Source organism: Nocardiopsis sp. iso_238 (assembly GCF_056173325.1).
The window spans coordinates 1868382-1889119 of record NZ_CM149668.1; the positions used below are offsets into that span (position 1 = coordinate 1868382).

Here is a 20738-nt window from a genome sequence, read left to right on the forward strand (position 1 = left end):
GGGTCAGAAACGGCGGGACGCGACCGAGGCCACCATGTGGGACAGGGCTGCGGCGGCCTCGTCCGGCAGGTCCGCTCGGGTGAGCACGGCGGTCGCGGTCCGGACGCGCTGGACGATCATCTCCTCGACGCGGTCGAGGGCCCCGGTACGTCGCGTGATCGCCCGCACCCTCGACAGGCCCTCGCCGTCCAGGCCCCGTCGGCCGAGCAGGCCGCGCAGCTCCCGGCGTTCGGCCCCGGTGGCCGCCGACCAGGTCTCGGCGAGCAGGACGGTCGGCCGGTTGCCCCGGACGTCGTCCAGGTTCGACTTGCCCGTGATCTCCGGGTCTCCGAAGAGTCCCAGCAGGTCGTCGCGCAGCTGGAACGCCTCACCCAGGGGGAGCCCGTAGGAGGTGAAGGCCTCCATCAGGGTGCCCGGTGCTCCTGCCAGCGCGCCGCCGATGCGCAGGGGGTGCTCGACCGTGTACTTGGCGGTCTTGTAACGGATCACCTGGAGCGATCTTCCGGTGTCGGGCGGGGAGCCGGTGCGGAGGATCTCCAGGCACTCCCCGGCGATCAGCTCCCTGGCCATGACCGCCCACAGGACGCGTGCGCGGGACAGATAGGCCCCGGGCAGGCCGCAGTCGAGGAACAGTTGGGCGGCCCACGACATGAGCAGGTCCCCGGTCAGCAGGGCCAGGGCGCGTCCCCCGGCATGGGGCCGCGCCCGACCGGCGAACGCGGCGCGCAGCGCCACATGGGCGCTCGGCACGCCGTGCCGCATCCGGCTCTCGTCGATGAGGTCGTCGTGGACGACGGCCGCGGCGTGCACCAGCTCCATCGCCGTGGCGGCCCTGACCAGGGCATCGCTGTCCGGCTGCCCGGCCGCGCGCCAACCCCAGTAACAGAACGCGGCGCGCAGACGCTTGCCGCCGCCGACCGCCACGGCCAACTGCTCGGCCACCGGCGACAGGTCGGCGTCGATGGCGAGGAGCCGTTCCGTCTCCTGCCGGGTGAACTCCCGCAACGCGGCGTCCACCCGGTCGCGGAGCAGGGACTGCTCCTCGGCCTCAGACATCGCCCTGCCCGGGCCGGGACGCGGCCCGCCGGGCAAGCAGCTCCAGGTGGGACTCGGACGCGGGGGCGTACCGTCGCAACGCCAGCCGGCCCCGCTCCCTCAGTTCCTCCCGGCCGTCCTGTGCCAGCTCCAGCAGGTCCGACCGGCCCAGAAACGCCCTCGCTCTCCCCAGAGCCGCGCCGACACCGGTGAACGCCAGGTCGGCCACCGCGGCCGCGATCAGCACCGGTTCGCCCACATGGTCGGACCTCGCACCGTCACCGGTGTCTGCCACGGCATTCCTGCTTTCGGTTGACTGGGAAGGACCGCGGAGGAATCGGACGAGGGTGCCCGGCGCCGTCCGGCCGGGCGTTGGTATATCCGTTCAGAGTCCTTTCTTGTCAAGCATCATGATTCATTGCCTCCTTTGTCAATGCGATACAGCGATCTGGTCGGTTTTGGTGCTTTCGGCAGAAGTGCGGAATATACAGGAAGTGGACAATCCGAATAAAGTCCGGCGTCCGACCGTGTGCCTCGGAGGTCGACGTGTGCGGACCGAAACAGCGGGTCGGGGCACGGGAGTCCGGGACCGGGCTGTGCAGGGCGGACTCCACGTCCCCGGATTCGGGTTCTCTCGACACGGGGACAGAAGAGGTGGTTCTCGAATAAACGGCGGGTTGTGTGGGCGGGGCTGGCAATGGCGAGCGGCCAGGCGGAGAACCCCGCCGACCGTCACGCCGGTCGTGCGCGCGAAAGAAGGAGCGCCCTGGTCGAACAAATCCGACGCGGAAAACGGCCGCCGCGGGACCGGGACTCGCGCGGGTGGGGAACCGGCCCCGAGCGTCCTCCGCGCACCGTCTAGTGATCCGCTGGGCCTGTCGAAGCTGCCGAGGCCCCGCGACGGGCGCTGACGATACCCACGGTGGACGCGATCACGGCGAGCACCCAGAGGACGGGGCCAACCAGGCCGGGCCACGGCGGGGTGTGACCGGGTACGACGACGAAGGTGATGTAGGCGACATCGAGCAGGGACACCAGAACGAGGTTGATCCAGTAACCGGTCCAGGAGTTGCGCCAGTTCATGGCCGCCCCGACGGCGACGGAGGCGAGAGCGCCCATCAGGATGTTCCAGGAGTCCTGGTAGACGCGTGCCTGCACCATGCCCGGGTCCAGGGACTGGCCGAGCCGGAGTATCTCGTAGGCCGCGGCGATGTGCACGACCCCCCAGATCACATAGAGGACCGCTCCGATTCGGGCGGCGGTGTGGTTCATGTCGATCCCTCCTTCGTGGGGACGGTTCACAACGGATGGAGGACACGCGGTGCCCACCTCGACGCGGTGTCCCGCCATGCGTAGGACGCACCGAACGCGGTGGGACTAGGTCGTGTTTTTGTGGATGCTTTCGCCGGTGGCGGCGGAGCCGCCATCGATGCGAGCGGCCGTCCAGGCAATCTCTCGCAAGCCGTGGAGCGAAGCTGCCCCTACTGTGCGCTGCTACGCAAGCTCCGCAGTGTCGCACAGCGGGGGCCCGCCCGGGTTTGGCTGTCCGAGCTTCATCGGCGCAGCGAGAGGCAGCCTGGTGGTCGCGAGCGCGGAATGATCCAAAAAACACGACCTAGGTCGTACCGGTCCGTGCGTGCCGCTGGTAGGTGGGCCCGTCGGACCCGCCCGCCGACTCGACGGCCGCCACCTGGGCCGCGATGTTCTCGTCGATGGCCCGCGCGTTGGCCTCGGCGCTGAAGGTCTGCCAGCGCCGTGCGTTCTCGTTGGCCAGCACGGTCAACGAGAGGAACGGGGACGCCGCCGACTCGGGGATGCCGAGCTGTTCGGCGAGTTCGTCGCCGAAGGTGCGCCGGAGGATCCCGTGGACGAGGTCGGTCAGCTCGGCGCGCGACATGAGGGGCCTGGGTGCGGCGGCCAGGGCTCCTACCTGGGCCTCGATCATGGCGGCGGTCAGGGCACGCGAGTTCTCGTCCGGCGCGCCGATGGTCAGGTCGAGAAGGTGCGCCAGTTCCCGGGCGCTGTCGTGGTCGGTGACGTCCAGGTAGAAGCTCTCGTCATCGAGTCCCAACAGGTACCCGATGTAGTGCCAGTACTGGTAGAGGGTGTTCTGCTCGGTCACGGTCAGCTCGATGCCGAGCGCGGCCATGGCGCCGAAGCTCGACAGGGTGAAGTCCAGCCACGTGCGGGCGACGTCCACCTGGTTGATCGGAAGGGCCCACTCGGCCGTGTCCCACCCGCGCTTGAGGGCGCCGGACCGCATCCGCGCGTGCAGCAGCCGGACCTGCGCGGTGGCCTGGTATCCGGGCGCGCCGCGCAGGAGCCCGCCGGGCATGGTGGCCTGTCCCGCCCACATGCTGGTCTCGACCAGCCGCCGGGGAGCCATCGAAGTCAGTCTCCCGGTCTGGGTCAGCAGCTTGGCGATGGCGGGGGAGGAGTAGGTGTGTACCAGGGCGGAGGTGATCGCCGACAGTTTGAACCACAGCCCCGGGATCGACAGCGCGGAGACGTCGCCGCGCGGGAGTATGTCGGGGTCCAACCAGGCAGGCAGGCAGGGTTTCCAGTTGCCGCAGCAGCGCGGTGATGGCGGGCGGGCACTCGGTCAGGCTCGCCAGACCGTCGGCGAGACCGGCGTTGAGCGTCTCGCGTCCCTCTTTGCCGAGCGCGTCGAGTTCGAGGATGACGGCGTCCGCCAGCGGGTCGCCCACCGCGAGGAGTCGCAGCATGCGGTCGGCCCGGTCGCCGTGCCTCTCACGTGCCTGGTCCAGGTTGACCACACGGCCGGGGATGGCGGAGTTCTGAGGGGGGTGCGTCATGAGTCCACTCCATAGTCAGTCGTCGTCGGCTCTGAGGCGCCGCGCTTCGGAACCCTCCAGACCACCAGCGGTCGCCATGGTCCTGCGGGGGTGGGTCGTCGCGGGCCGCACCTTGGAGTTGTCGCGGAACGAATCCGACTCGGGGGATGCCGCGCGGCGTCGGTGCGGCGAGGTCGGTGGTGGGGGGAGAGAAGGGGGCGCTCTCGGGGACGAGTGGTGGTGCCACCCCCATACTGAGCTTGACTTGAATTCAAGTCAATATCGGCGCCGGGAGGATCCTGTGCACTGGATCACGTCCCGACGCCTGTCTCTCGCTCCTCATCGCGCGAACGGCACGTCCTCAGGCGGTGACGCTGAGTTCCTCGACGATGGGAGCGATGCCCGGGGAGACCGTCTGCACGGACCTCAGTACGGCCACCGTGGCGGTGTAGACGAGCTGTTCGAGTTCCGCGACCTCGAGGTCGCAGCCATGGGTGAGCCAGTTGAGCGTCGCCTCGTCCAGCAGCCCGGCCAGTCCCTGAACCGCGACGCGCAGCAGGGGCGGCGGTTCGCCTTCCAGGCTCAGGACGTCACGGGTGAAATCGGACGCGGCACGGCGGCCGCGCTCGTACAACGCTTCTACCTCAGGATCATTGGCGCCCGCCCGCATCATGGCGAGCACGGTGTGGAAGTGGTCGCGCCGGTACTCGATCTGCCGCCGGTACAGTCCTCGAACGCGCTGTTCCCGTGTCTTCTCGTCAGCGCGTGGTTGGTGCAGTTCCACGATGTCGTCCAGCACCTTCTCCAGTACCGCGAGGTACAGGCCGCGTTTTCCCTTGAAGTGGTACGAGAGGAGTCCGTGCGCGACCCCCGCCTCCTTGGCGATGTCGCTGATGTAGACGTCGTTGTAGGGCTTGCGGGCGAAGAGCTCAGACGCGCTGGCGACCAGCGCCTCCCGGCTGTGTCCTCGGGGTGGTGGGGTCCGTCCTCTGGAGCTCATGGAAAATCCGCCTCTTCTCACGCCGGTACCTCATCGCCCGCCACGTACCGTGCGGGCGGCCGATGCCCTTGATGGCCGCCCTGGTCGTGCCTCCCGGCCCGAGGAAGCCCTCAACGGCGAATCCGGCTCCGGTTGGCGGTCCCGCGAGGATCGCGTCGCCACCCGCCAACGGTACAGCGGTCACGCGGCCGCGGTCATGCCTCGGAAGGAGATCACCGGCGCGGACGTGCCGGGGATCGTGGACGAGATCCCCGTGCTGGCCGTCGCGGCGGCCGGGGCCGAGGGCATCTCGGTCATCTCCGGTGCCGGGGAGCTGCGTGTCAAGGAATCGGACCGGGTGACATCGACGGTGGCAATGCTCCAGGCGTTCGGTGCGCGGGCCGAGGAGCGCCCTGACGGCATGGTCATCCACGGCCGGGGCGACAAAGAGTTCGTTCCTGCTCTGGTGGACAGCGCCGGTGACCACCGGATCGCGATGGCGGCCGCCGTCGCCGCCGTGGCCCGCACCAGCGGGCAGACCACGATCTCCGGATGGGGCTCGGTGGCCACCTCCTACCCGTCCTTCGTCGAGGACTGGTTGAGGTCTCCGGCGCGGACGTGAGTCTGAGCTCCTAGTCGAGCACGTCGTTCAGCATTTCCCCGGTGTGTGCCCCCACCGCGGTGGTGGGGGCACACGCGTCGATGTGCTCGATCAGATGGTCCACCATCTCCTGCGCGTGGCCATGGCCCGGTGGTAGCGGCCAGATGGGCCGGTGAGTCGGTGGTGGTCAGGTGGTCGCGTTCGCGCCGGGCCAAAACTTTACTGTCCTGGTCAGGCGGTCAAGGTCCATGCGAGTACCAGCCGCTCGTGGAGCTGCGGGCCCGGGCTGTCCACCAGGCCGACTTCTTAGAGACAAGCCCGATGGCGAAGGCTGGAGCTCCTGCGAAGAGTCGCGTTCCTAGGGCGTCAAAGCTGCGTACTGCGTTTTCCAGCCCCTATAGGCGGAAGGCGGGTAAATCCCCCAATACACCTTCTCACTCGTAGGTAGCGCGTCAACATACACCTTGACTGTGACCTCGTCGTTGTCCTCTAGATCCAAGTTTGAGATCGCGGTGTCGCGTTTAGCTCCTGGCAGAGTCCCCAGCGTCTTGCTGTCAAGCATTGTCCCGGTAGGTGTGAGCTTTCCGCCCTCTGTCTTGGGTACACCTTTGTAGAACTCGCAGACGACGTTCTGGACTTCGCTCAGCCCGTTGTTGAAGATCTCCGCGCTGACCTCGACGGTGCCGTCGGTACGGCTGGTGAAGGACAGCGAGCGGCTGAACGCCGCGAGCACGGGGTCCTGGGCGTTCGGTTCCAGGGGCTGCAGGAGGACCTGCGGAACCTTGTAGTAGTCCGCCCAGCCCTTGCCGTCCATGGTGACGTCATAGCTGACCATGAGGCACCCCATGGTCTTGTGATAGTAGATGTAGGGCGTCACCTGGTAGGTGTGGCCGATATCGTTCACGCTCCCCGTGGAAACGGAGAGACTCAGGCTGGTGGTGTGCGCCAGGCTGGTGGTGTGCACGTCACTCTTGGAGTAGCTCTGCCCCTGGCTGAGGTCGAGTCCGAAATTGAGAGGGATGTAGCTCAACAGGCTGGTGCTGTAAGAGAAGTGTTCACTGTCCGTGGTCGAGTTATGGACTGTGAATGACTTGTTGGTGGTTTTGCCGGTCATCTCGGTCTGGTCGTAGGTGACTGTGCTACCTGAGTCGTCGGTGACCGGAACGCTGTTCAGGTCGAACAGCAGTCGGTCCTGGTCGTAACCCTCACGCGGCACATCGACATAGCTCAGCAGAACACCGCTCTGAGACCGGGGTACGTACCCCAGGTCCGCTGTGCTGGCCGGAGTGATTGTCTGGACCGGGTTGGGCGTCGTTGGGAAGATGACCGCCATGGTGCCGTCCGGCCCGCTCTGGCGAGCCTTGCGGTAGACCGGGTAGGTCCACACGTCGTACTCCATGGAGTACAGCACCATGAGGTCGTTCAAGGTGATCTGTGACATCGCGTGGACCAGTGTGGTGGTGGAACTTTCCTTGACCTTGTCGAAGCTGGAGCCGTAGGAGCTGCTGACGTTGCGTTGCAGCGACAGCGGACCCACTCCGATGGAGCCACCGGTGTCGTCAGTGAACGTCCACGTTTTACTGGAGGAGACGGAGCACCCAGTGATCGTCTCGGAACTCTCACCGAAGGTCAGCTGTGGTTTGGTCTCGGCTACGGCGGCCTCGAACGGGGGGGCCTGAATCACCGCGAGGAGCTGACCCTTTCCGGACGTCTGGCTGAGGGTGGGTGGACCGAGGATGACGCTGTTACCGGTGACATCACTGGGGACACAGAAGAAACCGGTCGCGTGCGCGCTGATGGTCATCAGGACTGCCGAGTTCTGCAAGGTGCCGGGCTTATCGCCCAATGGGGGAAACGTTTTGTTGTTCGGGTCCACGGGCACCAGCCCTCCCACGAGGGAGGCCTCGCCGCGGAACAGCTGTCCCGCGGTGGAGGCGGCCCCGGTGACCAAGACCCCGAGTACGCCCTCTGATGTCCCTGCGGAGACGTCCGTGCGGTCCGAGGGCAGGACCTCACCGAACAGGCCGGCAGCCAAATGCAGGTCGATGGTGGACAGGGGTTGCGGATTACCGTCGCCATCGGTGTTGGCGACGGCGTACTCGCTGAGCTGCTTCAGGCTGGGTGCGCCGTCGGTCGGTGTGTCGAGCTCGAACAGCAACAACGCGGCACACCCCCTGCTCCCCTTGTACTCGGCGGTGTAACCGACCACGAGCTGGTCGGTCCCGGTAGCGATGACGTCGCCTGCGGTGATGCGAAAGTGCGGATCGGTCTCCGGGGTGGCGAAGCCGAGATCGGGGGTCGCACTGGACACGGTCGTCAGAGTGGACTGGTCCCATCCGGCGACTTCGATGTGCAGGGCCTGGTCTGTGTCGGGGAAGGCCACCGCCACGTGCTGGTCCGTCGAGAGCGCGCTCAAAGATGCCGCTGACAGCGAGACGACGTCGGCGCTGGGAGCGGTTCCGAGCGTCAGCGCCGAGACCGAGGACGGCGCGGTCGGGGTTGGTCCGAGCACCGTGGGGCCGAGGTCGTAGAGACTGACCTGACCGCTGTTCACCGTGCACAGGACCACGTGCACGTCCAGTTGACGGCGCACCAGTAGAGCGTCGACCGGGGTCCCCTCCGGGCCGCTCAACCGAAGGGGTGGAGCGAGTTCTCCCGAGGTGCAGTCGAGCGAGCGCAGGAAGATGCCCTGGCTGTCGGATCCCAGGAGCTGAACGTGGGGCTTGTCGGTCCAGGTGGGGTCCAGTCCGATGACGCGCAGGGCGGCGTCGGAGGCCAAGGGCCAAGACTTCGACGTGGCCGTGCCGGCGTCGCTACCCAGGACCTGGAGAGAGTCCCCGGTGAGCACGTAGACGTTCCGCGTCCCGGTGGTCATGTCCAGGTCTGCTTTGACGTCGCGGATCTGGTCCTGGGCTGCGATGTCGAGGGATTCGGCCGCGGAGCCGCCGGTCGAGGTGAAGACCGCTCGCTGGTAGCGGGCCGCGGTCGCCTTGTGCGGGGTGGCGACGACGCTGGCGTCGAGTACCTCGTACAGGGTCTGTCCCAGCTGCAAGGGGTTGGGGAGCTGTTGCTGATTGACGGCCATCAGGTTCTCCTGGACGCGAAGTGGGAACAACTGACTGCCTCGGGAGGGGCTTGGAGCGGCTGCACGAGTATGGGCGACAGCCACCGCCCTCCAAGGAGCTGTTCTTCCCGCTCACAGTCGTAGATTGTGATCGTTGGGTCTGATGAACAACGGGGGAGCCGTAGCGATTTGGCTGGCAGTTGCGGTCGCCATTCCACCGAGAGGCGGAATCCCACGACCAGACGCTCATTCCGGATCTGATCGAGGGAACTCCTGCTGGTTACACCGTCAGAATTAGGTGAGTTTCTTCAACTCGTCGTTGAGTAGATTGACCATGGTCTTGCTGAACTCCGCCGTAGTGAAGAGGTCCTCCATCGAACTGCGCATACGGCTCACTTCAGCGTCCCCGGAGAGAAAATTCAAGACATCGGTCAGCCACTCGGGCATTCCCCCGGAGTCTGGTTTGATGTCAATGTCCGGGGCTTTGTCGGACCTTGCGCTAATAATGGACAGGTCTTCGGTTGACGAGTACTTGACTTCCCAGTGGAGTTCGCCATCGGTAATGGTTTGGGTCACGCTGCCCTTGTCGTCGTAGGGTCCAGAAGTGATCAATTTACCCATGTCGTAATAGGCGCAGGGTTGATTGAAGGTGTACCTGCCCTCGATCTGGATCTTGCTGTAGGTGAACGGAAGATGGTAAGCGTCCGCGGGGAAGGGGTTCTTGCCCGCGTCCGAATACTCGATGCCTTCCAAAGCGGTGATCTTGAGATCGTGCAGGCTCATCGACGCGTCGCCGTCACAGAGCCAGCCCGAACCCATGAGCGCGCAGGTCGAGGTCTGGCCCGGGTCATGGGTCGTGTTACCCACGGACTGCCCCGTGGCTTGGCCGGAGAGTTCGTTCTTCAGCCACGGCTTCAAAGATGCCCATGCATCCTGGATGTCCTGGAGGTCTTCGTTCATGCCGGGGTACCTTTCGCGGTGACGGTAGATGGAAGAACAGTGAGCAACGTCGGGCAGTTGACGCGCCTACTTCTGCGACTGGCCGGGCTGCACCATCTGCGAGACGGTGAGGCGGATCGTCTCGGTGCCTGAATGCTGGATGTTCGTGATGTTGACCGTTCCGATGTATACCGACTGGATCTGATCCAGCCCGTGGCCCATGAGGGTGAGCGGTTGCCCCGCCGTGAGGGAACGGGAGGTCATCCCAGTGATCTCCGGCTTGCCCGGCTGGGCCGAGACGGTGAACTCACTCGTGCTATGAGCGGGAACAAGGCCTGTGGAGCTATGGATGACCACGGTGAAATCACCGCTCTGGGAGTTATCGGCAATGGTGACGTCGATAGCACCGTTGCCTCCAGGTTCGACGGCGACGTCACTGAATTCGACGTGGAACTACCGCTCAGCTGGACGGCGGTGTTGTCCGTGTTGGCGTCATCTGACATTCCAGTCAGCGACAACCGAACAGCTGTGCCGTTTTCCCCCTCGGCGGGATTGAAGCTAGAGATGTCCATGTTGCACATCCTCGAAGTCGTTGAAACCGCACTCAAGCTAAAGAGAGTTCAGATTCGGCGCAACAACCATACTGCTCAATATCTTCGTTATGGCCAAATGTGCAATTTGTCCAGATTGGATTCGTGTATGCGAAGGTTCAATCGAAGAAGCTTGGGTCTTGCTTCATTCGACGACGCTGACTGTACTCGACCGCTTTCATCTGGTCAAAAATTCCCATTGGATCCGATAACTCTTAGCTGGGTGTCCGAAATTGGTTAGTCCGATTTTTTTGTCATTTTCTGAAGGGGGTGGCTTATGACTGACTTCTAGTCTGCTGAGTTGTTCACTAACTTCCACCCGGTATAAGGGCGGCAGGCGCGCTTCCCCGGCGTCTCCAGCGCGACCAGGTGTAGGCGTCTACCGTGTTGGGGCGGGTGGCCTGCGCCGAGGGCTCCACGGTCATCTCCGGCACGCAGGAGCTGCGCGTCAAGGAGACAGGATCGCCTGCCGATGACAGTGGCTCAGGGGGTGCGGGCGACGAAGAAGGGCCCGCTGAGGTCGAGGGGCCCCCGGGACGGGGACGACAGCGTTGGAGTTCAAGACTCCTGCCCACCGGGATCGGAGGCTACCTGTGACTTTCACGCAGACGGACACGTGGACGACCGGGACGGGGACGAGGGCGACTGCGACTGGGGGGTCGGACACGTGTGAGGAGCAAACGGACGCGGACATGACCAAGGAAGGCGAAGATGCCGGCCACAGTCACGAGGCCGATCAGTTCATCGAGGACATTCGCGGTGGTCTCCACCGAAAACCCGGCATCGGAAGAGTGGGTTCGAGCGCCCTGCGCCAGATCCTCGGCAGCCGGTGACGCCTGAACCCACCCTTCGCCGGGAACCGTGGACTGTTCGCGGCCAGAGCCTCTGGTATAGGCGCCTGAAGAAGCCCCCGGCGGTCCACGGCTACATGAGGATCTCGGGTGCTTTCGGCTCGACGCCCCCGCCTGCCTTCACTGAGAGGCAGGCGGGGGCTGTGTCGGGACTACCGGATGACGCACGCGTACCAGGGGGGCGTGCCCGGCGTGAGGTCATCGCAGGAGTCGGCGGCGGCAGGTGCGGCCGTGATCCCCAGGGCAGCGACGGTCAGGGCGAAAGCGGCGATGATGCGGCGCATCGGTCTCCTTGGAAAGCGTCGACAGTTTGGAGAGGGGCGGGTTGTGCTCTCGATCCACCCCTCCACGACCAGAACATAAAGTAATCATGACAACACTTAGGGTGGCTATCGTAGGTGGTGTCGTCCGTCTGGACAGGAACTGCTCCGGCGGGCCCGGGCCCGCCGGAGCGGATGCGAACTCTGGCAGCCACCCGGAACGGCTAGTTGAAGCCGTCCATGGCCACAGGCATACCGGCTTGGGAGCCTGCCACACAGGTTCCGATGAAGACCGAGGGGATCTGCAAGGGCGCGACATAGCCTCCCCCCGCTTCGCACTGGGCACGAGTCACGCTCCCGTTCTGGGCCGCCGCCGGAGCAGCGGCTGTCGCCAGGGCGGCGGCGGTCAGTGCGAAAGCGGCGATGATGCGGCGCATCGGTCTCCTTGGAGCTGGTCATGATTTTTATGGGCTCCGACATCCCCCACCCCTTTCTCCAGAAACACGCTGAGCAGCGAGAATGGGACTCCTGGGAGCGCATTGCGCTCGAAAGCCTCACGAATCGACGCGCTGTGCCAGCCCTGAGAGCTCGTCCGCAGGCGGTTTCGGACATCCGTGTGGACGGATACATACTTCGCGGACGCGGGGCCAGTCCGGCGTTCCCGTGTTCGACACCTGGAGGACAGGTGAACGGTCCGGACCTAAGGAGCGATCACGAATGGGACCACTCCCAGATGAGCATGCCGATGTTGTGACGGTGGCCGAGAACGTCTGTGGGTCCGGCTTTGACCTGGAGGAGGTGACCCGGCGCCGAGGGGCCGTCGTGTGGCGGGCGAGTGGCCCCCGAGGCAGGGCCGCGGTCAAGATCGGCACTGGAGAAGGATCGGCGGCGGTGTCCAGGGAGAGTGCCGCGTTGCGGGCCCTGGCGGAGCCTGACCACCTGATCGCATCCGGTCGGGGAAGGGGCAGCGCCTGGCTGGTGACACGGTGGTGTGAGGGCCCATCGACCTGGGAGGCCTTCGCATCCGTGCGCCAGAACAGGTCCGGGAAGTCGGAAGGGCTGCAGGCGGCGGTGGAACTGTGCGAGGCGCTCGCGACCGCCTTCCATGAACGCGGCTGGGTCCACGCCGATCTGCAACCGGAGCACGGCATCCACACCGCCCAGGGGGTTCGACTCATCGACCTGGCATGGAGCTGGTGTGAGGGCACGCGGCCCCCTCCCACCACGGGCGTGGGCATCGACCACCTCGCGCCACCGGAGACGGCCGAGCGCGGCGTAGGGGACCTGCCACTGGCCGAAGGGATGGCGGCGGACGTCTACACCCTGGCCGCCACCCTGTGGACCTGCGTCACTGGCGAGTGGCCCCTGGACTATCAGGCGGCGGGAATCGCGCCTGAGCACATGACCTCCGACCAGCTCCGCGCTCGGATCGCTACCGGCCGCGTCCCGCTCACGACGCGGACCCCCTGGCCGGGGTTGCAGCAGGTCCTGAGACCGGTCCTGACGGCCTCTCCGGGGGAGCGGCCCTGCGCCCGCGACCTCGCCCGGAGATTGAGAGCCGTGGGGACCTGACCCGGGAGCCGCAGCTGGCTAGGGGCGCGCCTTGTCGTACAGCTGCGAGAAGAGGGGGTCCACCGTGCGCCCGGGCTGGTAGTAGCTCCCGAATCGTTGGTCGTAGGCGTCGAACTGACGAGGGTCCTGGTGAAGGAAGAGGATGTCGTGCAGAGCCATGTGGCGCAGGGCGAGCATGGGTATCGGGGACCGGGAGACGGGGAAGATGGGGTTGCGTACCGCGCCCTGGTCACAGTTGTGGTGGAACTGGCCGAGCATCAATCCCTGCTCTGCCAATGACGTCTTGAGCTCGTCTTGGATGTGGTCGAGCAACTCGTGGTCGGAGGGCGCGAGGTTGGGCAGCAGTCCAACGACCGCGTGCAGAGTGTGGTTGGAGCTGGGCCAGTTCCCGCTGTACAGGGCGTGCGCCATGGTGTCGACGGCCTGGAGGAGCCCCTCACGGTCCGCGCAGTCTTCGAGCACCCGTGTTCGCACGCAGTTCGCACGCAGGGCAGGGGTCATGAACGGGCACACAGCTCCAGGGCGCCCCACACCTTCGTGGGAGCGGCACAGGTAGCTCTCGAACCACCGAACCGCCTCCTCGATCGCATCCACAGAAGAGCATCCTCCGTTGCGGATCGGCCCTGACCGGCGAGGCCACCTTCATCCGCTTGCGTGAAGCCTGGTGAGAGACGGACAGGAGCAGTCTCCGCGGGCTCGCCTGAGTTCGGGAGGCGAAGGTCCATCGGACCAGAAGCCCACCACGGAGTAGCCCGCCGATATTTTTCCCGCACCGGGTTGGCTGAAACTGGCTCACCCGCTGTTGCGGCTGGCCTGGTTCGCCCAGTTGTGGGCTGCGTCGGCCATCGCTTTCAGCCACTGCTCCTGCGGCCACCGTCGCGGGAACGACTCCTGCATCCGAGCGTTCTTGCCGGTCGCGGGAGCGGGGGAGGGTTCGGTGATGGTCAACGCGTCTCCTGGGATCGAGCCGAGCCGCCCTGCTCTGTAGCGAGCCGGGGCTGTGGGATCCCAGGCCGCACCGTAGCCCCTCCCGCACCGACCGCCGTCAAAGTTGGCCAGGATCAGCCACCACGCTTTGAGAACCCACCCGGCGGGTAACCGACTCGGAATCGAGTTCGACTCCCACCCCGCCTCGGCAGTGAGCACCCCACAGGCCAGAGCTAGCTCCGATGCGCTACCCCGATGAGTGTGCCCACATGGTCGGCCTCCGGAGAAGCCTCGACCCACACCCGCGGGCGATCGAACCCCGCTGAGCGCAACATCCCCTCCCACTTCTCCGGCGTGGCAGCCCACTGGTGCAACCACACCCGCCGCCCCCGGAACCCGCCCCCGTACATCCCCTGCGGCCCCGACGAACCAGGAACCGGTTCAGCGTGGGAGAACACCAACCGCCCACCTGACTCAAGCCGTTCCCGCACCAGCGGCAAGAGAACGTGCGGGTCCGTGAACCACACCGCTCCCCACACCGAGTAGATCGCCTCCCAGCGCTGCTCGGCCGCTCCCAGAAACTCGATGACGTCGCCCTGGTGGAAGCGGGCCCCGAAGGGCTCCCACCGCTCGCGCGCCTGTTCCACCTGAACGGGTGAGACGTCGACCCCCTCCGCCTTAACCCCTCCCCGAGCCAGAGCGGCGACCTCGACCCCGCGGCCACACCCCAGCTCCAGCGCCGAGCCCGCATCCCCGAGCAGCTCAGGGCCCGGACCGTGCCCGTCCCACTGGGTCCACCCGAACGCGGAGTCCAAGTCGGCTTCGGCGGTAACGCCGCTGGCGTAGCGGTCCCAGTACTCGGGCACCGTGGAGGTCTCGTTGGCCATGAGTGGTCCTCGTGGGTCGGAAGCGCGGATGCGACCCACGGTAGCCACGTCACGGGGGTGGCGGCAGAGGAACAGACGAAGCGGCCGACACCGTGATGGTGCCGGCCTCCTCATGCTGGACGGATGCCAGAGTCAGTGGCAGCTGCTCCCCGGGTGACAGGGCGTGCACTTGGCTGCGTCCCGGTCCCACAAGGGCCAGTCCACGGCGAACCCGTTGGCCTCGATGATGCGGGCGGTGCGCTCCACGGACCCGTCGTACTTGAACGCGATCTCGGGCACGTGCTCCAAGAACCGGCCGTCGAAGTGGACGGCGCAGAAGTCGCGGTAGTTCACCGTGTCCAGGATGAAGCCGTGCACCGCGATGTCCACGAGCGGGCCGCACCCGATCTCCAGGCGCTGCCCCCACTTCTCCATGGCGGTGATCAGATACGCCACGGCCTGACCGAAACAGCGTTCGGCCATCACGATGTCCCAGGGGTGGTCACGGGTGAGCAGAAGGATCTGACGCTCCCACACCTCAGGGCTGACGAAGGAGTGTGGGTCACGGATGGTGGTGGGGCTTGGCGTGTCCACGATGACGGTCATCGGTCACCTCTTCCGTTTCTCCCGGCGGGGTGGTGCCGGGCTGTGATCCGAGCAAACGCCGCCCCTCCGGAGAGGATCAATGCGGCCGTGGTGAGCACACATTGACCCCGAAGGCAATCTTGTGACGTTCCTGGCGCGGGTATGGTCCTTGGCCCGACCCCCAGGAGAGCGACGTGAAGGTCAGCCGCTCCATCCGCGCCCAGCTCGCCCGCGAGGCCTCCCGTATCCGAGCCGACCAACAGCGCCACGGCGCCCCGGTCCCTGCCATCACCGACCAGATCACTCGCACCCTGCCCATCACGCCGCTGGAAGCTTGGCGGCTCGCCTACGGCTGGTCCCGACGCCACGTCGTCGAAGCCATCGGCGAGGTCTACCGCTCCGACGGCCTGGCACCCCCAGGCCTGACCACCGCCATGCTGTGCCGGTGGGAACACGGACAGGCCCGCCCCGGCCCGGAGTACGTCTACGCCTTGGCCCGCGTGTACGGCGTGCCTCCGACACGGCTGGGTGTTCCCCTGCCCGCAGGCAGCCACGGTTGGTACGGTCACCCCATACCGCAGCCGCGACAGGAGCCCCACATGCCCCCCGAGTACCCAGAGCTCACCGCCGTCGCCGACAGCATCGACCTGCACGGCGCCGACACAGGGGGAGATCTCGCCGAGCGGGCCCTGGAGTTCTACACCCAGAGGTACAGCGACTTCCCACCTCGGGTACTGGCCGCTGAGGTAGCGCGCTGCCGCTCCCTGCTGATGGGCTACTCCGGCCCCGACAACCGCCGGGTGCTGGGGTGGATGTCCGCCCTGCTGGGCAACCTCGCCCATCACACCCACGACTCCGCGGGCGCGCTTATCCACCTGGGCACTGCAACCCGCATCGGAGAGCAGGTGGGCGATCCCCATCTGAGCGGCTGGACGCTGGGCGCACAGTCCATGGTCACCATGGCCAATCACCGACCGGTGGAGGCCCTTGAGCTGGCTGAGCGGGCCGCCCATCACGCGCACACCCCGCTGCGATCCGCACAGATCACCGCGTGGTGTCGCCTGCGCCCGCTGGCGGCGCTGGGCGACACCGACTCTCTGATCGCCCACATCGCACAGGCCCGACGCGACATGGATCGTGCCGAGGACGAGCCCGGCCGGTTCGGTTTCGACCGGGCCGAGTTCGAGCTGCACCTGGCCGAAGCCCTACTCGATCACGACCCCGATCAGGCCGCGCGCCACGCGAACACCTCGGCCGCCCTCAAACACTCCGGGTCTCCGGGTTGGGCCGCCGCAGTGACCGTGCACGCCCGCACCCAGGCGGCCCAGCGGCACTCCCAGGACGCGGTGACCCTGGGAGAGAGCGTGCTAGACACGGTCCCTGCCGGGGCGCTGCGCGCCACCACACACCGCCGTCTGCGCGCCCTCGTGGACGACCTGGGCGGGAACTCGCACGCGGGCACGCTCGCCGATCGGGTCTCACTGCTGAAATGAGCACACAATGTCGGGCCCCGACCTCATCAAGATCGGAACCCCGCTTGGTTTTCAGGTGCTACGCCTCGTCAGAAGCCAGAACAGCCCAGCGCTTGCGGGCCAGACCCCGGCACCTCACAACCCCATCGGCACGTAGGCCAGCACCCCGATGGCCGGAGTTCCCGCCAAGGCCAGGACGCGGACGACCTTCTCAGGCCCCGACTTCTCCCCAGTGCGGAACGGGACCGGAGACCGCCACATCCACCACCGCTTCCCCTGGTACCGGAGCATCCACCACCTGGACGTTCAATCCGTGGTGGCAGTGCTTGCCCGAGTAGAAAGGCCCTTCTGTGGCGAGCCGGTCGCGCAGGCGATGCTCAGCCTGTCATGGGAAGCCGCCCCGGCCAAGAGGAGTTCGCCGACCGGATCATCCGCGCCGTCGGTGGCCATCCCGCGGCGCTCTGTGCCGCGAAGTCCTCCAGACTGACGCGGGGCTCGGCCCGGTGGCGGTGATAGAACAGCGACAGCACCTTCTCGACCGGGTGGCGCTCCACCGCCACCGTCATGTACCCGGAATCGATCAGGGAGTCCCCCTATGTCCATTTGACCTGTAGTACGTCGCGGCACGGAGGGAACGACTGAGCGATGGTCAGACGAGCGCGGGACGCTTGAGTTCACGACCCTGATCGGCGACGGGACCCCAACCAACGAACTGACTGCGGGGACGTGCCGCCTCTGCCCTCGAGGCTCGTTGCACAAGCACAGTCATGCGGCCTCGGAAATCTACTACATTCTCAGTGGTTCCGGGGTCGCCCGCGACTTCTTCAGGGTGCGGAACCGGATTGGGGGCCGCCGAGGTCACCCACCGCTTCCCCCTACTGGGGCGGCCCCGATCAGCCACTGGGCTGGGTAGGAGCATTCGCTTCTTGTGAGCCGGGGCTTGCCGCGTTGTTCCTACTTCTCTACAGACCCAACGGGATATGAGAATCAGTCGTTCCGCTTCGTAGAAGAACCTTACTCATAGGCTAGTAATTCCTATTCTCAAGGACGCTCTCACTTGCGGGGAACGGGATCGGCTGTTCTCTATGGCGTCGATCCTCGAAGAGCACTACCGTGGAAACAGCGAAAGCGGGCTCCCGGAGGAACCCGCTTCGAAGATGATCTCCCAGATATCTCCCAATGTGGGATAATCATCTTCGCCGCTACAGTCAGATAACTCTCTGACCTGCGGTGCTACTTGTGGGCGATACAGGACTCGAACCTGTGACCCCTACCGTGTCGAGGTAGTGCTCTAGCCAACTGAGCTAATCGCCCTTATGGAAATGTGGTGCGCGTGGAGCCGGAGACGGGAATCGAACCCGTGTGCAGGGATTTGCAGTCCCTTGCCTCAACCACTCGGCCACTCCGGCTTGCAAGCACGGGGGAGCCGCGTGGCACCCATGCGTGCCTTACTCCGAGCGGACGACGGGATTCGAACCCGCGACCCTCACCTTGGCAAGGTGATGCTCTACCAGCTGAGCCACGTCCGCGTGTGCCCGGGGTGTTGCCCCGAACCCGATCCGATTGTGCCACCTGGGGAGGCGCAAGGCGAATCGTCTCGAGCGGACGACGGGATTCGAACCCGCGACCCTCACCTTGGCAAGGTGATGCTCTACCAGCTGAGCCACGTCCGCGCGGCGAGTGTGTCGGCGGGCCTCCGGGGCTTCCCGGTGCCGCGTCCCTCGCTGCGTTAAGAACTCTAGCGGAAGATTCGGGGAAGTGCGAAATCGGTTCCCCCAGGGGCTTCCGCGCCCTGCCGTGGCAGGCCGGACCGGCCCGCCTCGGCGGCAGGAGCTACTTCTCCACGTGTGCGGGGGAGGACGGCATGTCGGGTCGCGGAGGGGCGGACAGGTACTGGCCGACCCGCTCGATCACCTTGTTCATCTCGTAGGCGATGAGGCCCACGTCGCTGTCGGCGTCCGACATCAGGGCCATGCAGGCGCCCTCGCCCGCGGCGGCCACGAAGAGGAAGGCCCGGTCCATCTCGATGATGCTCTGACGGATGTTCCCGGCGGAGAACTGCTTGCTGGCTCCCCCCGCGAGGCTGTGCAGCCCGGACGCGATCGCCGAGAGGTGCTCGGCGGCGGGCCGGTCGAGCCCGCTGGAGGTGGCCATGAGGAGCCCGTCCGTGGACAGGACGATGGCGTGTTGGGTGCCCGAGGCGCGGGTGAGGAGGTCGTCCAGCAGCCAGCTGAGTTCGCCGCGGGCGGTGCTCGGTGGGGTCATGTCTCTCTTCGCTGTGTCTGGTGCGGTCGTGGGCGAGGGGCACGCGTGTACCGGCAGGGGAGGACGCTGCCACCGGTCCCGCATAAGCGTTGCCCAGATGATAGTCATTCGTAACTTATCTGTCCGGCACAAGCCATCGTTTCCGGGTGGTCCACCGCCCGCGATCGGAGGCTCTGACCTGCGTGGACACCGTGTGAAAACCCGTTGAACCACCGGACCGGCGGCCGGTGCCGGACAGAGGCCTTGCCAGGCCTCCCCCTGGCGGGTAGGGCGTCACCCCGGCGGGACGGGGCCCGGAAGTGGCAGGATTCGGGGTGTCACCGGCCCGACCAGGGGCCCAGAGAACGTGGGGGTTGGTATGAGGGTGTGGATCGCGGGCGCCGGTCACGGTCGTGGCGCCGTGCTGGAGGAGAAGGACGCGCGGATCCCCGTGGCCGACCACGGGATCACCGTCGGGGACGGCGTCTTCGAGACGGTGCGCGCGCAGAACGGAAGGCCGTTCGCGCTCACCCGTCACCTGAAGCGGCTCGCCCGCTCCGCTCAGGGGCTGGGCATGGACGAGCCGGACCTGGAGCTGATCGCCGACGGCGTCGCCCAGGCGGTGGCCGCCAACCCCGAGATGACCGACGCGCGGGTGCGCATCACCGTCACGGACGGGGCCGGGCCGCTGGGGTCGGACCGGGGCGAGGGTGAACAGACCGCCATCGTGGCGCTGGGTCCCTTCCCCGGGATCGCCCCCTCGACGAAGGTGGCCCTGGCCCCCTGGCCGCGCAACGAGTTCGGTGCTCTCGCCGGGCTGAAGACCACGTCCTACGCGGACAACGTGCGCGCGCTCGCGTACGCGCGGGAACGGGGTGCGAGCGAGGCGGTCTTCCGCAACATCGCGGGCAACCTCTGCGAGGGCACCGGCAGCAACGTCTTCGTGGTGCTCGACGACAGGCTGGTCACCCCGCCGCTGTCGGCCGGTCCGCTGGCGGGCATCACCCGCGAACTGGTCCTGGAGTGGTTCGGCGGTGACGAGGAGGACGTCCCCATGGAGCGGCTCCCCGAGATCACCGAGGCCTTCCTGACCTCCACCGGACGTGACGTCCAGGCGATCCTCGACATCGACGGGCGGCGGGTGTCGGCGGAGCCGGGCCCGGTCACCAGGAAGGCGATGGCCGTGTTCGCGGAGCGCTCCGCGGCCGACATCGACCCGTGACGGCATGAGAAGGAGGACGGCGCCCCGGCGCCGTCCTCCCTTCGTTCCGAATCCTCCCGGGCGTGCCCTAGGAGTGGAGGTGCTGCTGGATCTCCTCGTCGAGGTCCACGAACTGGCCCTCCTGGCCCGCCGGGACGATCTCGTAGGTGCGGTGGAGGAACTCCGCCAGCGGTGAGACCTGGGTGTCGAACTCGGCCTGGCCGAAGGGCGAGGACAGCGCGATGCTGACCGAGCGGTCGCCGCTCTCGTCCTTGGAGGGCCACACGCGGACGTCGCCCTCACCCACGGGGCGGACGATGCCCACGGTGAGGAGCTCGCGCGCGAAGATCCACTCGACGGGGTTGTCCTCGCCGGTGTGGAACGCGACGCGGATCGCGTACGGGTCGTCAGCGCTGTAGTCGAGTCGCGCGACCAGGGGAACCGCGGTGCGCTCCGGGACCACGAGTCGCAGGCCCAGCTCGGCGGTGGCAGTGGTGTCGCTACTGTTCATGTTCGCCAAACCTTTTCTCGTCCGGCCCAGAGTCCTGGGGCGCGGGCCGGTTGCCGCCTCACTCGCTCCTACGCGGCTGTCCGCGGACTATGACGTGAGTACGGAAACTTTCTTGGTCGGTGGGACCGGAGATCTCGCTGCCCGCCCAGCGGGGCCAGCGCGCCGCCTGGCGGCACCACGATCCTTCGTCACTGTAATGACCAGGGGAAACCAAAGATTTCCCCATGATGAGTGGCCCGTGTCACG

The 20738-nt window shown here is 66.6% G+C and carries 22 protein-coding genes and 4 tRNA genes; 6 read left to right on the plus strand and 20 right to left on the minus strand.

Annotation, left to right across the window (positions count from 1 at the left end):
* Positions 1–3 precede the first annotated feature (3 nt).
* From AC0VYL_RS08315 to AC0VYL_RS08335, 5 genes are all read right to left on the minus strand, one after another.
* Positions 4–1056: a polyprenyl synthetase family protein gene (locus tag AC0VYL_RS08315; protein ID WP_475482791.1), complete on the minus strand. Its 1053-nt coding sequence runs from the start codon at positions 1054–1056 to the stop codon at positions 4–6.
* On the minus strand, positions 1049–1330 hold the full coding sequence (locus AC0VYL_RS08320) for a hypothetical protein (RefSeq protein WP_475460907.1): 282 nt from the start codon (positions 1328–1330) through the stop codon (positions 1049–1051). The genes AC0VYL_RS08315 and AC0VYL_RS08320 overlap by 8 nt, the downstream gene beginning before the upstream one ends.
* A gap of 563 nt (positions 1331–1893) precedes the next feature.
* Positions 1894–2307 carry a hypothetical protein gene (locus AC0VYL_RS08325; RefSeq protein WP_475482792.1) on the minus strand — a complete coding sequence of 138 codons (414 nt, stop codon included), beginning with the start codon at positions 2305–2307 and terminating at the stop codon, positions 1894–1896.
* 343 nt (positions 2308–2650) lie between these two features.
* On the minus strand, positions 2651–3574 hold the full coding sequence (locus tag AC0VYL_RS08330) for an oxygenase MpaB family protein (protein ID WP_475482793.1): 924 nt from the start codon (positions 3572–3574) through the stop codon (positions 2651–2653).
* Between the two features lie 617 nt (positions 3575–4191).
* Positions 4192–4830: a TetR/AcrR family transcriptional regulator gene (locus AC0VYL_RS08335; RefSeq protein ID WP_475482794.1), complete on the minus strand. Its 639-nt coding sequence runs from the start codon at positions 4828–4830 to the stop codon at positions 4192–4194.
* Positions 4831–5026: 196 nt separating this feature from the next.
* Between AC0VYL_RS08335 and AC0VYL_RS08340 the strand changes: the two genes are divergently transcribed.
* Positions 5027–5431: a hypothetical protein gene (locus tag AC0VYL_RS08340; protein ID WP_475482795.1), complete on the plus strand. Its 405-nt coding sequence runs from the start codon at positions 5027–5029 to the stop codon at positions 5429–5431.
* Between the two features lie 337 nt (positions 5432–5768).
* Here AC0VYL_RS08340 and AC0VYL_RS08345 read toward each other — a convergent pair whose 3' ends face one another.
* From AC0VYL_RS08345 to AC0VYL_RS08355, 3 genes are all read right to left on the minus strand, one after another.
* Positions 5769–8495, minus strand: coding sequence for a hypothetical protein (locus AC0VYL_RS08345; RefSeq protein ID WP_475482796.1), 2727 nt, complete (start codon positions 8493–8495; stop codon positions 5769–5771).
* A 273-nt stretch (positions 8496–8768) separates the two neighbouring features.
* Complete coding sequence (locus tag AC0VYL_RS08350) at positions 8769–9434, minus strand: hypothetical protein (protein WP_475482797.1); 666 nt, start codon at positions 9432–9434, stop codon at positions 8769–8771.
* 66 nt (positions 9435–9500) lie between these two features.
* A complete protein-coding gene (locus tag AC0VYL_RS08355) occupies positions 9501–9677 on the minus strand; it encodes an IPT/TIG domain-containing protein (RefSeq protein ID WP_475482798.1) in 177 nt (58 codons plus the stop codon).
* A 54-nt stretch (positions 9678–9731) separates the two neighbouring features.
* Here AC0VYL_RS08355 and AC0VYL_RS08360 point away from each other — a divergent pair, with 54 nt between their 5' ends.
* Together AC0VYL_RS08360 and AC0VYL_RS08365 are read left to right on the plus strand one after the other, a co-directional pair.
* Positions 9732–10244 carry a hypothetical protein gene (locus tag AC0VYL_RS08360; RefSeq protein ID WP_475482799.1) on the plus strand — a complete coding sequence of 171 codons (513 nt, stop codon included), beginning with the start codon at positions 9732–9734 and terminating at the stop codon, positions 10242–10244.
* Between the two features lie 451 nt (positions 10245–10695).
* Entirely contained in the window at positions 10696–10836 is a 141-nt protein-coding gene (locus AC0VYL_RS08365) for a hypothetical protein (protein ID WP_475482800.1), read from the plus strand.
* Between the two features lie 170 nt (positions 10837–11006).
* On the opposite strand, the gene AC0VYL_RS08370 is transcribed toward AC0VYL_RS08365, so the two are convergent.
* Both AC0VYL_RS08370 and AC0VYL_RS08375 read right to left on the minus strand, forming a co-directional pair.
* Positions 11007–11138 (minus strand): hypothetical protein, encoded by a 132-nt coding sequence (locus AC0VYL_RS08370; RefSeq protein ID WP_475482801.1) that lies wholly within the window; start codon positions 11136–11138, stop codon positions 11007–11009.
* A 200-nt stretch (positions 11139–11338) separates the two neighbouring features.
* The gene (locus tag AC0VYL_RS08375) at positions 11339–11551 is read right to left on the minus strand and encodes a hypothetical protein (RefSeq protein WP_475482802.1); all 213 of its coding nucleotides are present in this window, start codon (positions 11549–11551) and stop codon (positions 11339–11341) included.
* A gap of 589 nt (positions 11552–12140) precedes the next feature.
* Here AC0VYL_RS08375 and AC0VYL_RS08380 point away from each other — a divergent pair.
* Complete coding sequence (locus AC0VYL_RS08380) at positions 12141–12686, plus strand: protein kinase family protein (RefSeq protein ID WP_475482803.1); 546 nt, start codon at positions 12141–12143, stop codon at positions 12684–12686.
* Between the two features lie 18 nt (positions 12687–12704).
* On the opposite strand, the gene AC0VYL_RS08385 is transcribed toward AC0VYL_RS08380, so the two are convergent.
* The 4 genes from AC0VYL_RS08385 to AC0VYL_RS08400 all read right to left on the minus strand — a co-directional run bounded on the left by AC0VYL_RS08385 (position 12705) and on the right by AC0VYL_RS08400 (position 15085).
* Entirely contained in the window at positions 12705–13280 is a 576-nt protein-coding gene (locus AC0VYL_RS08385; RefSeq protein WP_475482804.1) for a DUF6875 domain-containing protein, read from the minus strand.
* Positions 13281–13478: 198 nt separating this feature from the next.
* A complete protein-coding gene (locus tag AC0VYL_RS08390) occupies positions 13479–13634 on the minus strand; it encodes a hypothetical protein (protein ID WP_475482805.1) in 156 nt (51 codons plus the stop codon).
* Positions 13635–13846: 212 nt separating this feature from the next.
* Positions 13847–14500: a class I SAM-dependent DNA methyltransferase gene (locus AC0VYL_RS08395; RefSeq protein ID WP_475482806.1), complete on the minus strand. Its 654-nt coding sequence runs from the start codon at positions 14498–14500 to the stop codon at positions 13847–13849.
* 132 nt (positions 14501–14632) lie between these two features.
* On the minus strand, positions 14633–15085 hold the full coding sequence (locus AC0VYL_RS08400) for a glycine-rich domain-containing protein (protein WP_475482807.1): 453 nt from the start codon (positions 15083–15085) through the stop codon (positions 14633–14635).
* 173 nt (positions 15086–15258) lie between these two features.
* Here AC0VYL_RS08400 and AC0VYL_RS08405 point away from each other — a divergent pair, with 173 nt between their 5' ends.
* Positions 15259–16557 carry a helix-turn-helix domain-containing protein gene (locus tag AC0VYL_RS08405; protein ID WP_475482808.1) on the plus strand — a complete coding sequence of 433 codons (1299 nt, stop codon included), beginning with the start codon at positions 15259–15261 and terminating at the stop codon, positions 16555–16557.
* Positions 16558–17776: 1219 nt separating this feature from the next.
* On the opposite strand, the gene AC0VYL_RS08410 is transcribed toward AC0VYL_RS08405, so the two are convergent.
* From AC0VYL_RS08410 to AC0VYL_RS08430, 5 genes are all read right to left on the minus strand, one after another.
* Positions 17777–17850 (minus strand) — tRNA-Val (locus AC0VYL_RS08410).
* A gap of 20 nt (positions 17851–17870) precedes the next feature.
* Positions 17871–17945, minus strand: a tRNA-Cys gene (locus tag AC0VYL_RS08415).
* Positions 17946–17992: 47 nt separating this feature from the next.
* A tRNA-Gly gene (locus AC0VYL_RS08420) sits at positions 17993–18065 on the minus strand.
* A 71-nt stretch (positions 18066–18136) separates the two neighbouring features.
* Positions 18137–18209 (minus strand) — tRNA-Gly (locus AC0VYL_RS08425).
* Positions 18210–18369: 160 nt separating this feature from the next.
* Positions 18370–18801, minus strand: coding sequence for a roadblock/LC7 domain-containing protein (locus AC0VYL_RS08430; RefSeq protein WP_049567257.1), 432 nt, complete (start codon positions 18799–18801; stop codon positions 18370–18372).
* A gap of 358 nt (positions 18802–19159) precedes the next feature.
* On the opposite strand from AC0VYL_RS08430, the gene AC0VYL_RS08435 reads away from it, so the two are divergent.
* Positions 19160–20002, plus strand: coding sequence for an aminotransferase class IV (locus AC0VYL_RS08435; protein WP_475482809.1), 843 nt, complete (start codon positions 19160–19162; stop codon positions 20000–20002).
* Positions 20003–20069: 67 nt separating this feature from the next.
* Here AC0VYL_RS08435 and AC0VYL_RS08440 read toward each other — a convergent pair whose 3' ends face one another.
* Positions 20070–20492, minus strand: coding sequence for an SsgA family sporulation/cell division regulator (locus tag AC0VYL_RS08440; protein WP_017546787.1), 423 nt, complete (start codon positions 20490–20492; stop codon positions 20070–20072).
* Positions 20493–20738 lie beyond the last annotated feature (246 nt).